The sequence below is a fragment of the Ochrobactrum sp. BTU1 genome (assembly GCA_018798825.1).
Classification (GTDB): Bacteria; Pseudomonadota; Alphaproteobacteria; order Rhizobiales; family Rhizobiaceae; genus Brucella.
Genome location: CP076357.1, coordinates 827,984 through 840,417, shown reverse-complemented (window position 1 = coordinate 840,417; position 12,434 = coordinate 827,984). Strand labels below are relative to the sequence as shown.

Genomic DNA, 12,434 nt, shown 5'->3' with positions numbered 1-12,434 from the left:
TGAAAAATTCTTGATATAGGTGGGATTTGGATGAATCCTACAAACGATTCAAAGAGATATCAGCGAGCAAGGTAGTCAGGATTTTTTTCTTCTCAGATGGGGACAATGGCGGCTTATCTAGAAAAACTCAATGAGCGGCAGCGCCAGGCTGTCGAATACGGCGTCGGCCTTGCCGAGGGTCACGTTGGTGGCCCCTTGCTGGTAATTGCCGGTGCCGGATCTGGTAAAACCAATACCTTGGCCAATCGTGTTGCTCATCTGATTGTTAACGGTGCCGATCCTCGCCGGATTTTGCTGATGACGTTCTCGCGCAGAGCCGCCTCCGAAATGGGGCGGAGGGTCGAGCGTATTTGCCGGCAGGTTTTAGGCGATAATTCAGCCATTATGACGGATGCATTGGCCTGGGCTGGGACGTTCCATGGTATCGGCGCACGGCTACTGCGTATTTATGCCGAACAAATCGGCCTGAATGTGGATTTTACTATCCATGACCGTGAAGATAGCGCCGATCTTATGAACCTCATTCGTCATGAGCTCGGGTTCTCTAAAACGGAAAGCCGCTTTCCGACCAAGGGAACTTGTCTTGCGATCTATTCGCGTACAGTCAATGCGGAATGTGCCCTTAGCGAGGTTCTGAAATCAGCCTATCCCTGGGTCATCGGCTGGGAAGAGGAACTGAAAAAACTTTTTGCAGCCTATGTTGAGGCAAAGCAGGCCCAGAACGTACTCGATTACGACGATCTGCTCTTATACTGGGCTCAGATGGTGTCAGACCCGGAATTAGCGGACGACATCGGTGGACGCTTCGATCATATTCTCGTCGACGAATATCAAGATACCAATCGTCTGCAGGCGTCTATTCTATTGTCCTTGAAGCCGGGTGGGCGCGGATTGACCGTTGTTGGCGACGATGCGCAGTCGATCTATTCGTTCCGGGCAGCGACAGTGCGCAATATTCTTGATTTTCCAAACCAGTTTTCCCCCGAACCTGCAGACGTCATCACGCTTGATCGGAATTATCGCTCGACCCAGCCCATCCTTGCTGCAGCCAACGGAGTTATTGATCTGGCGCGTGAGCGGTTTACCAAAAACCTTTGGACGGATCGTCAGTCTGAACAGCGGCCGCTACTCGTCACCGTAAAAGACGAAACAGATCAAGCAAATTATGTCGTAGAGCAGGTGCTTGCCAATCGTGAGGTGGGCATCACCCTTAAACAACAGGCTGTGTTGTTTCGCACCTCAAGTCATAGCGGGGCTCTGGAAGTCGAACTCACACGCCGCAATATTCCTTTCGTGAAATTTGGCGGGCTGAAATTTCTCGACAGCGCGCATGTGAAAGATTTGCTCGCAACAATCCGTTTCGCTCAAAATCCGCGTGATCGAGTTGCAGGTTTTCGCCTTCTTCAGATGCTGCCCGGAATAGGCCCGCAGACCGCAGCCCGGATTCTTGATACAATCGCTGACGATCCCGAGCCGCTCATGGCGCTTGCGGAAATTCCCCCGCCGCCAAAAACCGCAGAGGACTGGCCAGCCTTTGTAACTTTACTCGTGAGTTTACGAAAAGCAGATGGCGGCTGGCCGGGTGAGATCGCTTTGGCGCGAACCTGGTATGAACCGCATCTGGATCGCATTCATGAGGATGCAGACACAAGAAAAGCGGATCTCTTGCAGCTCGAACAAATCGCAGGCGGATATCCGAACCGCGAACGGTTCTTGACCGAATTAACGCTTGATCCGCCCGATGCGACAAGCGACCAGGCAGGTGTGCCTTTGCTTGATGAGGATTATTTGATCCTCTCAACCATTCATTCCTCAAAAGGACAGGAATGGCGTTCGGTTTTTATGCTCAACGTGGTTGATGGATGTATTCCGTCTGATTTGGGCGCTGGAACTACCGCGGAACTGGAGGAGGAGCGGCGTCTGCTCTATGTCGGCATGACGCGTGCGCGCGATAGTCTCTCGCTCATCACGCCACAGCGTTTCTTCACTTATGGGCAGAACGCTCAGGGAGATCGTCACGTTTACGCGTCAAGAACCCGCTTTATCCCAGCTTTCCTGCTTCAATATTTCGAAGCGACGAGTTGGCCGAAAGTTTCTCACTCAGCCGGGGAACGCAGCGCTCGACAAGTCAGAATAGATGTAGGTGCCAGAATGCGCAGCATGTGGAAATAATACCAATATCCTGACCTGCAGCTTTTTTTCGCTGGATGAAGGCGAGAAACCAGCGAGACAGGATATCGAAAGCGCTGCGCGCCCCTTACGGCTTTTCGCTCATAGATGCGATCGCAGTTCTGCGTTCGCTGCTACCAGTCCGCGTTGTCGGGAATAATCCACGTATCGCATTCGACACATTCACGGCAAAGACCGCAGCTGTCTAAATCGAACGCATTTGCTGGTCTCTTCTCCTGACAGCAATCGCAAATCATCATGGTCGGGCGAGCCGATTCTGGCGGAAGTATCTCAATGCGCATTGTTTCATCGTCAGTTATGGCGAAGACGGTCATTGCGTTCTCACTTGGTGTTTTTTCGAATAGTTTCTCAAAGATAAGAGAACATCAAGCCACTTTCCAGTCTCCACGAAACTCAGCCAAGCCTGGACAAAACGCTTTCAACGAAGCAGAACGAACTGAAAGTTCGAGGCCGGCGTTGCTCCGCTTTATGGCCAGGGGCCCTCAGAACAAATTTTTCACTGCAAAAGCTTTGCCTTCATGGCTTCTCCAACAATTGTAAGCTGGAGAATGGGCGCGCCACGAAGGACGTTTTCCTCGACAAGGTCGAGTTGCTCCAACCGGTCGATGATCCGGTTTGAAAGGCGCTGGTCGCCCACGAGCCAACCAGTTCCTATTTTCTTTTGGTGACGAAAGAATGCGATGGCGCGGAGCGCGTTTTGCTGTGATCGGGTTAAGCTACGCCCCGTCTCTTCTGCATTATCATGATGGATGGTGGGGAGCATATTTTTTCCTTCCCGTTCAAACACATCTGCCGCAAATCAGTACCTGACAACCCGACAAAAGGGCAGCTAAGGCCGCTTCGCAATCACACAGTAAAATGCGTTTCTACGCTGTTGGTTCCCCTTGCAACATTGTCGGCGGAATAGTGCTCCACCTCGCGTTCCTTTGCTCCATGAAATATTCAGTCGCATCTGGGACCGGACAGAAGACGAGCACGTTTCCGACAATTCGCCTTTAAGTGACCTTAATTGTTTCATTGCTTTTCCAACACGAACACGCGAGCCTTAAGTGTCAGCCTTTTATTTCTTCCGGGTCGCTGACGGGGCTTTTTTGTCCATACCCGCAATCTGAAAGGAGGACTAAATGTCTTCCAATGTTTCACTTGTCGAATTCCAGATCAGCAACAGAATACTAAATAAGATGATGCTGAAGGCCGGTTATGTGACATCCAAAATGAGGCCTCTTCCTGGTCCGCTGTTTCATCAATCCAGCTTGATTTTGGCAAATTTCATGTCAGGTGTGATGCGCGACCAACGCGTCGCATCAGCTCTATTTCCGGATGATAAACTTGGATATGGAACCCCATAATATGTAACATGAGCGAAAGGTGAGCCGGTGACTTGTTCGTATACTCACCTGAAGTAATTATTAAATTTACTCGTCTGAAAATTGAATGGATCTCTTTCTCTTATAATAATATTGAAATATTTTCATAAATGATTGACATTCTGTTGAATAGTATCTATGTATTGAAAATCGATATTTTGTTAAAGAGTTTTTGCTTATTGCACATTTAGCACCGTGCGCTGATCGAACCCCCCTTTTAAAAATCGTAGTACTTTCAGCACGTACTCTCGTGCCGTTATTTTTAATTCTAAGAAAGGGTTCGTCATGAACACCGGAACAGTTAAATGGTTCAACTCCACAAAAGGCTTTGGCTTTATTCAGCCTGATAATGGCGGAGCAGACACATTCGTTCACATCTCAGCAGTTGAGCGCGCGGGTTTGCGTTCTCTCGATGAAGGCCAGAAACTGACCTACGATGTCGAACAGGATCGTAAGTCGGGTAAAATGTCGGCTTGTAATCTTCAGGCTGCTTAATAAGTTTTCTTCTATTCTTTGACCACGGATGTACTGGCATTGAATAAGAGGAATGCTTTTGAAGGTCGAGTGCACGCTCGGCCTTTTTTATTTTGATTTTTAATAGTGCGGATTTTTAAGGAGAGCGTTTTGAAAACAATAAATGAAAGTTCATCAAATGGTTACACCACTGGCCGCAGAGATCTGAATCCGACATCAATCACGCCTCTATTGAAGCACCCGCCTAGAACTCTGCCCGTCGAATGGTCGAAACTGTCGAATGTATTGCGACGGAGCGGTGGCGGCTGCTCAACCAGCCGTGCACGATAGGAAAACGTATATCTGGGAGCGAAGCGATGATTAAAGAACACACTAAAGAAACACTCTTCAAACCGACGCGGATGGAAGTCCAGAAAGCTGCAACGGACAAGAGCGCAAAGGCAATCCTGAGCCAGGAAAAAAACCTAAAAGACGAAAAGACCCTCCGTTTAAGAGCGGCTCGGATCGCTCGCGATCAGAATGCTTAACTAGCAAAAGAGGAAATAAATTGCAGGTTCTTGTCAGAGATAACAACGTCGACCAAGCGCTCCGCGTCCTTAAAAAGAAAATGCAGCGCGAGGGCATATTCCGGGAATTAAAAGCACGCCGTGCATATGAAAAACCATCTGAGCGGCGTATCCGCGAAAAAGATGCGGCAATAGGTCGAGCGAAGAAGGATGCAAAAAAGAAGGCCCAACGCGATGGCCTTATACCAAAAACTAAAAGAAAACAGTCAGTTCGACCGTCATTCCAGAGCGGATCATCTCTAGATCCAAAAGTGAGCTGATAAGCTGTAGCAACCACCGCGCATTCACGAATTCCAGCTTGATTGAACCAGTTGATGGACCAAACAAGTGCCAGTCCGCTCACGAAGCTTAGTTGAGACTGTGGTCTAAAGGTATTCAGGGCGGCTTTAGGACCGGGTGTTAGGCCAGCCGCCTTTCTCAAAAGGCACCAACTTGGTACTCAAATCGGAGTCCGTATCCGATACCTGTATTACTCTTCTACCAAGTGTCATAGGTATCAATGGAAAAATACTGCCAAGTACATTTCCGTGCGCCTACCGATCATGGTATCGCACCTTATTTAAAAGCGCTTATCTTAGCTTGCCCACAATTTAAGCCAAAGGCTGATTGCTTAAATAACTCAACGTTCGCAGAATGGGGCACCGGAATACGCCAAGGCCTTCGAAGCGGTGTAACCACCTGCGTCATTATGCAATCACCTGCGATACGATATTACATTCAGGGACGACCTTGAAGCAAAGCTCTCTGCCGTCGAAACCTGCAGGCAAAGGACCGCGCGCAGCGGCGTGGTGGAAGCGGTTATCGCGATGTCTTCTTTGAAATCCGGTCGAACCGAACGTGGCCGCTATTCAGCGGCCTCTCGGATCGTCCCGATGATCCATTCATTCAGGCTCTTGCCAGATGCTGCTGCGGCAATAACCGCGGCGGCGTGGTCGTCAGGGGTGAGGCGGACATTGAACTTGCCTGAAAACTTCCGGCGCGGCTCGATACCCTTTTCCCGGCACATTTCGAGATAAATGGCCAGCGACTTGCGGCCTTCCTCAATCAGATCGTGGACGCTGTCGGCATAGAAGTCGGCCCCTCCATTGAGGCCGACAAACTCACCGCGCAGCAAATTAATCTCGGGTTCGAAAGAGATCACCGCTTTCTCGCCATTGATTTCAACGACATTGTTCATGGCTTTACTCCGTGTTCGTCCAGCCATTTACCGATGCTGGCAACCGCTCCTTTGTCCGTATCCGGTGACGGATGCGGACGATGAAAAACACGCACCTCGCCGAACAGGAACACGCCGACACGCGAACCTTCCCGTTCGCTGACTTCCGCCCCGAGGCTCACAAACAGCGCCTCTATGTCGGCCCAGCGGATCGAACCACTAACTGGGCGGGCGAAGATCAGTTCCAGCGTAGCTCTAAGACGCTTTTTCATGGAGCATCCAGTATCATTTCTTAGTACCGTTTTCAAGTTCGATTTTCACCTGGCGTCGGGCGATCAGCTATTCTCTTCATCACGCGCCGTTGGTGCTGATATTGATCTGTGGCGGAAACCCTAGGAGGGCCAGGCGTCACGGATGGCACGCAGAGCGAACATCTCAAACATCGCAGCACCGCGCACGACATCTGATGCGCAATGCAACTCTCGAAGCGTGGCGCAGCACATCGTAGAGCGCAGCCGCCTTGACGTAGCGGGCCGGCTTGAGATGCGCCTCATCGTAGGCGATCTCAGCGGCTTCATTGTCGTGCGAGGTCGTGGGTGAACAGGCTTCCTTTTCGTCTCAGCGACAAATACAGGCGTATCTCGCCGTCCACCCGCACCAGAGCCGCCTAACCAGATTCGTAGTGCCACGCGGCGTCGAAGCTTTGAACCAGCGGGGCGGCTTGGCTTAAACCTTCACAGTCTCGTTTTTTTCGAACTGTTCGGTGTTGGTGCGCTTGGTGCCCCGGAATCGTAGTTAACGTACTCGAACACCGACTTTAGTGTGCCCTGAAACACTTTTTTGAGGGAACTAATATGGCTAGACTATGCGTAAACGAGCATCAGCATGATCTCCTTTCACTGCAACCGCATTGTCCTGTATGCTTTCGACCAAACTCCTTTCCGTAATTACATGATTTGGCGGAGTCGATGATCGATATCGAAGCTTTAACGTGAGCTTTGCCGGCTTCATCATTACAACCGCACTCGAAGCTCGGTTAAGAAATTTTTGCATCATCCCGGCTATCGGCCTTCTCTGGCGTCTGGCGGTTCAGATCGGGCTGCGATGGGCGCGCGTCTTGGACATGCGCCAAGGATCGGATGCGCATCCCCGATCACGAATAGCCTATGTGCCGCCAATGGCCGTCTTTTGCCGCTCGCTTGCCCGATCCCCCTCATGACGACACCAGACTCAACGCGGTCGCAACCGGCAGATAGAGGGCGCGCGGCTTTTCAATCAGGGCCGAGAAGCCGAACGCGGCGTAAAACGACGCAGCCTTGTCATCGATGGCATCCGCTAAGAAGGCATGTGCCCCAATGGGCGACGTCGCGACCGTCTTGACGGCGTCGAACAGCAAGGCTTCGCCAAGCCCCTGACTGGCATAGTCGTTGTGCTGACCAAGCCAGCATATCAGCACGGCTGGAATGGACGGGTAACGCGGCAGTTTCTTCGCCAGCGGCTCGATGACAAAGCGGGCACTCACCGGCGTTCGATCAATTCGGCATGACGTTTGGCGGCACGAGCCAGCTGCTCATTCGGCTTGGGCGGATCGATCAACGCTTCGGCAAAACGAACCTGATCGGCGCGCGCCAGCCGCATGACCTCGGCATCTTCAACAACGCGCCGGGCATCCTCGCCAGCAGTGGCGATCAGATAGCCCGTTAGGGTCATTCCACGCAGGCGCGCGGCGCGCTGCATCTGGTCATAGACATGGATCGGAATACGCGCCTCCAGTCGGGCGGTATCAGGCTCTGCAAACGGTTTGGACATGACGGCCTCCTTCATCCGAATAATATACGGCAATATGCCCTATTTATTACGAGACATATCCAGCCGTGCGGCCTCTTTCCGTTCCGCGATGGGGAGCGCTATGCGCCTTCAATCCGTCCTTGTCAGCTTGGAGAGCCCCGACTGGAGCGGTGGGAGGCGGTCAAGGCTGGCGCCGCTCTGGTCCCATCCGCGCCAGCAGCAAGAAAAATAAGCCGTCGATTTGGGAGCTAAAGGCGTCGCGAATGTCCTTCGCGAAAGTCAGACTTTTGCAGGCGAGTTTCGCGACAGGAATTGCCGAACAAATTCAAGGCACGCCGGTATCCGCCATACGTCAGGCGATCGGGGTGGCGACGGCTCCGGCCACACCCGCCAGCGAAAAGAGCCTAGTATGGATTGAGATGAGAGATGTCGCTCACTTGGAGCTTTATACGAATGAGTGGGAACGGAAATTAACGTTTAAATCATCAAGACATCACAGGGGGGACGAATTGGCATCATAAGATTTCACCTTTTCGATGGGGCCGCCTTTTGTGCAACCGCCGTGGTGAGGTTGGCGAAACTTGCTGCCGGTTCTTCGCTTGAGCCCAAATCCGCGCTGAGAAACCGAGTTTACGTCAGAACCTTTTTTCCGTTTCACGCGTTGTAACTAGCGGAAATCAGGAGAACGCAAATGCTCAAGCCAAGACATCCTGGAAAATACCCGGAACGAGAGCTTGATTGCCAGGAAGCCGTCGCCAACGAAATCATGGGTCTGATCGCTTCGGCAAGAAATGCTGGATGGGAAGAGGCGGAGACAGCTGCAGCTATTGCTATTGTCGCTCAAGGCTTGATTAGCACTTTCAATATCGAAGAAGCGGAAAATAGGAGCCAGCAATGAACAGGAAAAAGAGTCCTTGGTCTGATCCAGATCTCAATAGAGAAACGAAGGTCGTTGACCCGGCACCCATCGAGCCCAAAGACCAAAACGAAACACCGACGCATGAACAAACCAACGCGCCCGGTAACCCGAAAAAGAAGGTTCCAACCGAGCCATATCCTGACAGGTCTAAAGATTAGGCCCATCTGAGCTGCATAGTCAGTGTTTGAAATATCTTAGCTGTGCAGCTTCCCGATCAGATTATATTGATACCTGCTTGCAAGAAGACAGATTGTGCCCCGTCAGCGAGAAAGTTGGATATCGACCCCAATTAATCGCAGGCTCATTGTGGAAGTTCGGTATAAATGTCTCGGTGAAGAAGGTGATCCGTCGAGTGCGCAGATTCCTCAGCTAGTTCGCTGTTTTATCTGTCCCGTCCTCACGCACATTACCGCGCTTAGCAGACAGCAGTTAAAGGCACGCATTTATCAACGATCCACCAAGCAATTATTGGCTAGAATTCTGCTCAATAACGACACTGGGGACAGTATGAAGTTCTTGATAGGTTGCGCGGCGCTGATATTTGCGCAGGGTATTGATAACGGCTTTACAAAAGAGCTTTCCAGCCAGGAAGAACCAAGATCGTTGGCAGAGCAGGTTAGAAGCTGCATTAAGATGCCAGCTAATCTATCGGGTAACGCAATCATTGAGTTTACCTTGCGAGACGAAGGCAACGTCACTGATATAGAAGTGGTAAAAGCAGCCGGACTGGCCAATTATCTAGTTGGACTTGTGGCTGTTAATGGGGTCAAAAGGTGCCAGCCATATAAAACCTCCATAAGAGGCAGGGTGCGCGTACCGTTTACTTTTAGAGCCGAAGATTGACGGAAAAATTGGCGTTCTGTCTCGGCTCTACAACCACTGCGTCGTAATAAAGGCCTGAATGAAGACGGACGCCCGCTGTCCTTGCTTGAGATGTCCCCCGGCTCAAATTCAGCCGATATTATTCGGCATACGCATTACGAAGAAAAACCGCCCAGCTGAACTGGGCGGCTTTAGATGTCTGCGAGCAGATCAGAACTTGTATGCTACACCAAGGCGGACATCGTTGGTTTTGAACTTGTCGCGGACGCCAACGTCTGAGACGCCAAAGTCAAAATCCTTGTGACCATAGTCAGTGTAACGATATTCGAGGCGAACGATAACATTGTCAGTCGCGGCATAGTCGACACCAGCGCCTGCGGTCCAGCCAGTGAGCGTTTTGCTCTGCGAGATGCTGACTTCTTCAACAGCGTTATTCGCAGACAATGTATTCTTGACGCTACCGAATGCTACACCACCGGCAATGTATGGGAGAAAGCGATCCATCGCCACGCCTGCACGAGCCCGGACAGCACCCGACCAGCGTAGTTTGCTTTCAACGCCCGCACCAAACTCGCCATCGCCGACAGAGTAGCTGTCCTTGAGGTTGTTATAGGTGACGTCGCCATCGACACCCAGAACGAAACTATTGCCAAGATCGAAGTTATAGCCAGCATAAAGGCCACCAAGAAAGCCGTCAGGCTTCACGTTGATCGCTGTGAATTCATTGCTGAAACGTGACTTACCCCAGCCGTAACCGATCTGGCCGCCAACATAGCCGCCGGTCCAAGTGAATACAGGCGCTGTAACGACAGGCGCTGGCTCTTCATAAACAATGGCGTCTGCCGCCTGTGCTGCAGAAAAACCAAAGAATGCTACTGTTGATGCAAGTAAAGCGGATTTAATATTCATCTCTATTTCTCCAATTCTGCTTCAGCAGCTAAAATCTGTTCTGGAGATCAACATAAACCTCTCGCGAAAAATGTCTGTAGTATTACTGCAACACCAAGCTCCATTGGACCTTTTCATACATATCGCAGTCACTAGGGTTAACAAATGCATAACAGCTATGGTCTGAACAAAGCTATTTTTGTTCAACCCAAAGGATCTTGTCTTGATTAACGTTGAGACCTTGTGCAACCGCTAATGCCTTGTTTTTCAGTTGGCTTGTCAAGCGGGGCTTTCGCGAGAGAACCCAGAAATATTTATCTGGATTGGGTCCCACAACAATCGCCCATTGGTAATCGGCATCAAGGGCAACCACATTGTAACCGCCATAAAATGGCCCGAAGAATGAAACTTTGAGTGCACCGACGTCCTCACCTTCAACGAATTTGGCTTTGCCCACAGCGCTTCGGAAGCGTCCTTTCGCAGGATCAAAACCGGCATTAACGACCTTGATCGTGCCGTCACCATTCTGCGAATATTGCGCAGTGGTTTGCGTCATGCCGCGTTCGAAGCGATTTTCGATCCGTCCCAGCTCGTACCACTTGCCAAGATAACGCTTTGCGTCGAAATCACGTACAGGCACTACGCCTGCTTGCCTTGCAACTGATTTATTATATCCCACACAGCCAACGAGTGCTAACAGCGAAGCCAACGCTAGGACCTTATATTTCATGGTGCACCTACTCTCTTAATTTAGTGGGAAGTAGAGGCCTCTATGGACATTTCAACACCGATTTATTGCGATTGGGGAAGTGCTTAAAGCACAACTTTAACCTTTGCGCGCCCTCGTTTTGCTGAAAACCAGAATTGCAATTCCACTGTGGCTTGAGCGTCGATTTTGATGGGGGCAACGAAAGAAAGCCGCATCGCTTCTGTTGAACCTTAGGGCTTGATGCCAACGCTGATTATCGCCCGGAGCTAATTATCAAAGAACGCCTGCCATCGACCTGCCATTTCAACGTAAGGCGAATTAATTGTCCGTTTCGCCTCTCGGAAACAAATCAACGCTAGCGGAGTTGGGCTAGCAAGAAGTTGGATATACCGTGCGCTGTGTTCTTTCTGAAGCTATCGCAAACGGTGATCCAGCCGACAGGTTAAGGTTTCAAGAAGCATCTTGTTTGAGTGGAGGGGAAAATGAGCGGATACGAACTTCAGCGGAATGGTGACGGATCTTGGTCGGTTCTGGAAAAAGGGACACGCCGCGCGATAACGTTCAAGGGGAGGATGCAGATCGCTTTGACCGAAGAAGCGGCCCGTTCAGCCTTTGCGTTTCTTCAACGCGATCACGACGAGCGGCGTTGTCAAAAAAGTGGGGAACAGCAGGCCTAGAGCGTGTCGCGGTTAATTGTATCCACAACGCTCGCTCTAACTCATTGTTTTTACGCATGTCGTTATCGGAAAACCGGTTCCCACTTTTCCGCGACATGCTTTAGCGCGAGGTTTTATTGCATTGCCTGCTGTTGTTAAAGGAATGTCACTTTATGTCGTCAAGACGCGGTCTTACTGATCGTTTTCTCAGTAAACGTTGGAACCCTTTCGCATTCAGGCGCAAAGATTTTTGTTTATCCTTGGAACCAATTCAAGGGCCTTCGCATTTCTATCAAGACATTAACGTCAGGAATTCATTAGGAGAATTTAAATGCGCCGTATTCTGTTAGCTGCTGTCGCCACTGTTGCACTTGCTTCATTTGCAAACGCACAAACGGCTACAACAACCGAGACGGAAGTCTTCGTGACAGCGAAGCCAACGGACGTCATTACCAACAACATACTCGGTTTGGACATTGTAAATGCCAAGGATGAAGCCATTGGCAAGGTTCAGGATCTGGTCATCGAGGAAGGCGCTCTAACTGGCTATATTGTTTCCGTAGGCGGCTTCCTCGGAGTGGGTGAGAAATACGTGGTGGTCGCACCAAACAACGTCGAAATTCTCTATTCAGAGAATGACAAGAAGTGGTCAGCCAAGATGGACACGACCAAGGAAGACCTCGAAAAGGCTCCTGAATTTAAGTACGAGGGCCGTTGGGCCAAGTAACACATCTCCATAAAGTAACTCATCCCATTGAGTGAGAAAAGCGGCTTTCAGGCCGCTTTTTTCATATTCTCTTCCAAAACAGGGGGATAGAATAATTTTTCGTGGAACCTGAGTTTATCTCATTCGTTACTATAGCAAGGTGCAAGTCATAATGTGGCTCAGTCAATTGTAT

General features: G+C 50.5%; 19 protein-coding genes. 12 read left to right on the top strand and 7 right to left on the bottom strand.

Features of this window, described 5'->3' with window-relative positions:
• Nucleotides 1-96 precede the first annotated feature (96 nt).
• Both KMS41_27385 and KMS41_27380 read left to right on the top strand, forming a co-directional pair.
• Nucleotides 97-2,172 carry an ATP-dependent helicase gene (locus KMS41_27385; GenBank protein ID QWK81510.1) on the top strand — a complete coding sequence of 692 codons (2,076 nt, stop codon included), beginning with the start codon at nucleotides 97-99 and terminating at the stop codon, nucleotides 2,170-2,172.
• A gap of 35 nt (nucleotides 2,173-2,207) precedes the next feature.
• Complete coding sequence (locus tag KMS41_27380) at nucleotides 2,208-2,378, top strand: hypothetical protein (protein QWK81509.1); 171 nt, start codon at nucleotides 2,208-2,210, stop codon at nucleotides 2,376-2,378.
• A gap of 308 nt (nucleotides 2,379-2,686) precedes the next feature.
• Here the strand turns inward: KMS41_27380 and KMS41_27375 are convergent, their stop codons facing one another.
• Entirely contained in the window at nucleotides 2,687-2,953 is a 267-nt protein-coding gene (locus tag KMS41_27375; protein ID QWK81508.1) for a hypothetical protein, read from the bottom strand.
• Between the two features lie 361 nt (nucleotides 2,954-3,314).
• Here KMS41_27375 and KMS41_27370 point away from each other — a divergent pair, with 361 nt between their 5' ends.
• The 4 genes from KMS41_27370 to rpsU all read left to right on the top strand — a co-directional run bounded on the left by KMS41_27370 (nucleotide 3,315) and on the right by rpsU (nucleotide 4,857).
• Nucleotides 3,315-3,539 carry a hypothetical protein gene (locus tag KMS41_27370; protein QWK81507.1) on the top strand — a complete coding sequence of 75 codons (225 nt, stop codon included), beginning with the start codon at nucleotides 3,315-3,317 and terminating at the stop codon, nucleotides 3,537-3,539.
• A gap of 303 nt (nucleotides 3,540-3,842) precedes the next feature.
• Nucleotides 3,843-4,052 carry a cold-shock protein gene (locus KMS41_27365; GenBank protein ID QWK81506.1) on the top strand — a complete coding sequence of 70 codons (210 nt, stop codon included), beginning with the start codon at nucleotides 3,843-3,845 and terminating at the stop codon, nucleotides 4,050-4,052.
• A gap of 242 nt (nucleotides 4,053-4,294) precedes the next feature.
• A complete protein-coding gene (locus KMS41_27360; GenBank protein QWK81900.1) occupies nucleotides 4,295-4,558 on the top strand; it encodes a hypothetical protein in 264 nt (87 codons plus the stop codon).
• A 20-nt stretch (nucleotides 4,559-4,578) separates the two neighbouring features.
• Nucleotides 4,579-4,857: a 30S ribosomal protein S21 gene (rpsU, locus tag KMS41_27355; protein QWK81505.1), complete on the top strand. Its 279-nt coding sequence runs from the start codon at nucleotides 4,579-4,581 to the stop codon at nucleotides 4,855-4,857.
• Between the two features lie 584 nt (nucleotides 4,858-5,441).
• Here the strand turns inward: rpsU and KMS41_27350 are convergent.
• On the bottom strand, nucleotides 5,442-5,603 hold the full coding sequence (locus tag KMS41_27350; GenBank protein ID QWK81899.1) for a toxin-antitoxin system HicB family antitoxin: 162 nt from the start codon (nucleotides 5,601-5,603) through the stop codon (nucleotides 5,442-5,444).
• Nucleotides 5,604-5,770: 167 nt separating this feature from the next.
• Nucleotides 5,771-6,025 carry a type II toxin-antitoxin system HicA family toxin gene (locus tag KMS41_27345; GenBank protein QWK81504.1) on the bottom strand — a complete coding sequence of 85 codons (255 nt, stop codon included), beginning with the start codon at nucleotides 6,023-6,025 and terminating at the stop codon, nucleotides 5,771-5,773.
• A gap of 142 nt (nucleotides 6,026-6,167) precedes the next feature.
• On the opposite strand from KMS41_27345, the gene KMS41_27340 reads away from it, so the two are divergent.
• The gene (locus KMS41_27340) at nucleotides 6,168-6,353 is read left to right on the top strand and encodes a hypothetical protein (GenBank protein ID QWK81503.1); all 186 of its coding nucleotides are present in this window, start codon (nucleotides 6,168-6,170) and stop codon (nucleotides 6,351-6,353) included.
• Between the two features lie 613 nt (nucleotides 6,354-6,966).
• Here KMS41_27340 and KMS41_27335 read toward each other — a convergent pair.
• Nucleotides 6,967-7,275 carry a GNAT family N-acetyltransferase gene (locus tag KMS41_27335; protein ID QWK81502.1) on the bottom strand — a complete coding sequence of 103 codons (309 nt, stop codon included), beginning with the start codon at nucleotides 7,273-7,275 and terminating at the stop codon, nucleotides 6,967-6,969.
• On the bottom strand, nucleotides 7,272-7,562 hold the full coding sequence (locus tag KMS41_27330) for a DUF1778 domain-containing protein (protein QWK81501.1): 291 nt from the start codon (nucleotides 7,560-7,562) through the stop codon (nucleotides 7,272-7,274). The genes KMS41_27335 and KMS41_27330 overlap by 4 nt, the downstream gene beginning before the upstream one ends.
• Nucleotides 7,563-7,804: 242 nt before the next feature.
• On the opposite strand from KMS41_27330, the gene KMS41_27325 reads away from it, so the two are divergent.
• The 3 genes from KMS41_27325 to KMS41_27315 all read left to right on the top strand — a co-directional run bounded on the left by KMS41_27325 (nucleotide 7,805) and on the right by KMS41_27315 (nucleotide 9,303).
• Nucleotides 7,805-8,062 (top strand): hypothetical protein, encoded by a 258-nt coding sequence (locus tag KMS41_27325; GenBank protein QWK81500.1) that lies wholly within the window; start codon nucleotides 7,805-7,807, stop codon nucleotides 8,060-8,062.
• 170 nt (nucleotides 8,063-8,232) lie between these two features.
• A complete protein-coding gene (locus tag KMS41_27320; protein ID QWK81499.1) occupies nucleotides 8,233-8,439 on the top strand; it encodes a hypothetical protein in 207 nt (68 codons plus the stop codon).
• Between the two features lie 528 nt (nucleotides 8,440-8,967).
• Complete coding sequence (locus KMS41_27315; GenBank protein QWK81498.1) at nucleotides 8,968-9,303, top strand: energy transducer TonB; 336 nt, start codon at nucleotides 8,968-8,970, stop codon at nucleotides 9,301-9,303.
• 189 nt (nucleotides 9,304-9,492) lie between these two features.
• Here the strand turns inward: KMS41_27315 and KMS41_27310 are convergent, their stop codons facing one another.
• Nucleotides 9,493-10,191, bottom strand: a complete 699-nt coding sequence (locus KMS41_27310; GenBank protein ID QWK81497.1) for a porin family protein — start codon at nucleotides 10,189-10,191, stop codon at nucleotides 9,493-9,495.
• A gap of 172 nt (nucleotides 10,192-10,363) precedes the next feature.
• On the bottom strand, nucleotides 10,364-10,900 hold the full coding sequence (locus tag KMS41_27305; GenBank protein QWK81496.1) for a lipocalin family protein: 537 nt from the start codon (nucleotides 10,898-10,900) through the stop codon (nucleotides 10,364-10,366).
• A gap of 461 nt (nucleotides 10,901-11,361) precedes the next feature.
• On the opposite strand from KMS41_27305, the gene KMS41_27300 reads away from it, so the two are divergent.
• On the top strand, nucleotides 11,362-11,556 hold the full coding sequence (locus KMS41_27300) for a hypothetical protein (GenBank protein QWK81495.1): 195 nt from the start codon (nucleotides 11,362-11,364) through the stop codon (nucleotides 11,554-11,556).
• Nucleotides 11,557-11,866: 310 nt separating this feature from the next.
• The gene (locus KMS41_27295) at nucleotides 11,867-12,262 is read left to right on the top strand and encodes a PRC-barrel domain-containing protein (protein QWK81494.1); all 396 of its coding nucleotides are present in this window, start codon (nucleotides 11,867-11,869) and stop codon (nucleotides 12,260-12,262) included.
• Nucleotides 12,263-12,434 lie beyond the last annotated feature (172 nt).

Coding starts and splice junctions, on each gene's coding strand:
- KMS41_27295 (QWK81494.1), top strand. CDS start 11,867: ATGCGCCGTATTCTGTTAGCTGCTGTCGCCACTGTTGCACTTGCTTCA.
- KMS41_27360 (QWK81900.1), top strand. CDS start 4,295: ATGGTCGAAACTGTCGAATGTATTGCGACGGAGCGGTGGCGGCTGCTC.
- KMS41_27300 (QWK81495.1), top strand. CDS start 11,362: ATGAGCGGATACGAACTTCAGCGGAATGGTGACGGATCTTGGTCGGTT.
- KMS41_27340 (QWK81503.1), top strand. CDS start 6,168: ATGGCACGCAGAGCGAACATCTCAAACATCGCAGCACCGCGCACGACA.
- KMS41_27385 (QWK81510.1), top strand. CDS start 97: ATGGGGACAATGGCGGCTTATCTAGAAAAACTCAATGAGCGGCAGCGC.
- KMS41_27350 (QWK81899.1), bottom strand. CDS start 5,603: ATGTGCCGGGAAAAGGGTATCGAGCCGCGCCGGAAGTTTTCAGGCAAG.
- KMS41_27320 (QWK81499.1), top strand. CDS start 8,233: ATGCTCAAGCCAAGACATCCTGGAAAATACCCGGAACGAGAGCTTGAT.
- KMS41_27330 (QWK81501.1), bottom strand. CDS start 7,562: ATGTCCAAACCGTTTGCAGAGCCTGATACCGCCCGACTGGAGGCGCGT.
- KMS41_27380 (QWK81509.1), top strand. CDS start 2,208: ATGAAGGCGAGAAACCAGCGAGACAGGATATCGAAAGCGCTGCGCGCC.
- KMS41_27345 (QWK81504.1), bottom strand. CDS start 6,025: ATGAAAAAGCGTCTTAGAGCTACGCTGGAACTGATCTTCGCCCGCCCA.
- KMS41_27365 (QWK81506.1), top strand. CDS start 3,843: ATGAACACCGGAACAGTTAAATGGTTCAACTCCACAAAAGGCTTTGGC.
- KMS41_27375 (QWK81508.1), bottom strand. CDS start 2,953: ATGCTCCCCACCATCCATCATGATAATGCAGAAGAGACGGGGCGTAGC.
- KMS41_27325 (QWK81500.1), top strand. CDS start 7,805: ATGTCCTTCGCGAAAGTCAGACTTTTGCAGGCGAGTTTCGCGACAGGA.
- KMS41_27370 (QWK81507.1), top strand. CDS start 3,315: ATGTCTTCCAATGTTTCACTTGTCGAATTCCAGATCAGCAACAGAATA.
- KMS41_27310 (QWK81497.1), bottom strand. CDS start 10,191: ATGAATATTAAATCCGCTTTACTTGCATCAACAGTAGCATTCTTTGGT.
- KMS41_27305 (QWK81496.1), bottom strand. CDS start 10,900: ATGAAATATAAGGTCCTAGCGTTGGCTTCGCTGTTAGCACTCGTTGGC.
- KMS41_27315 (QWK81498.1), top strand. CDS start 8,968: ATGAAGTTCTTGATAGGTTGCGCGGCGCTGATATTTGCGCAGGGTATT.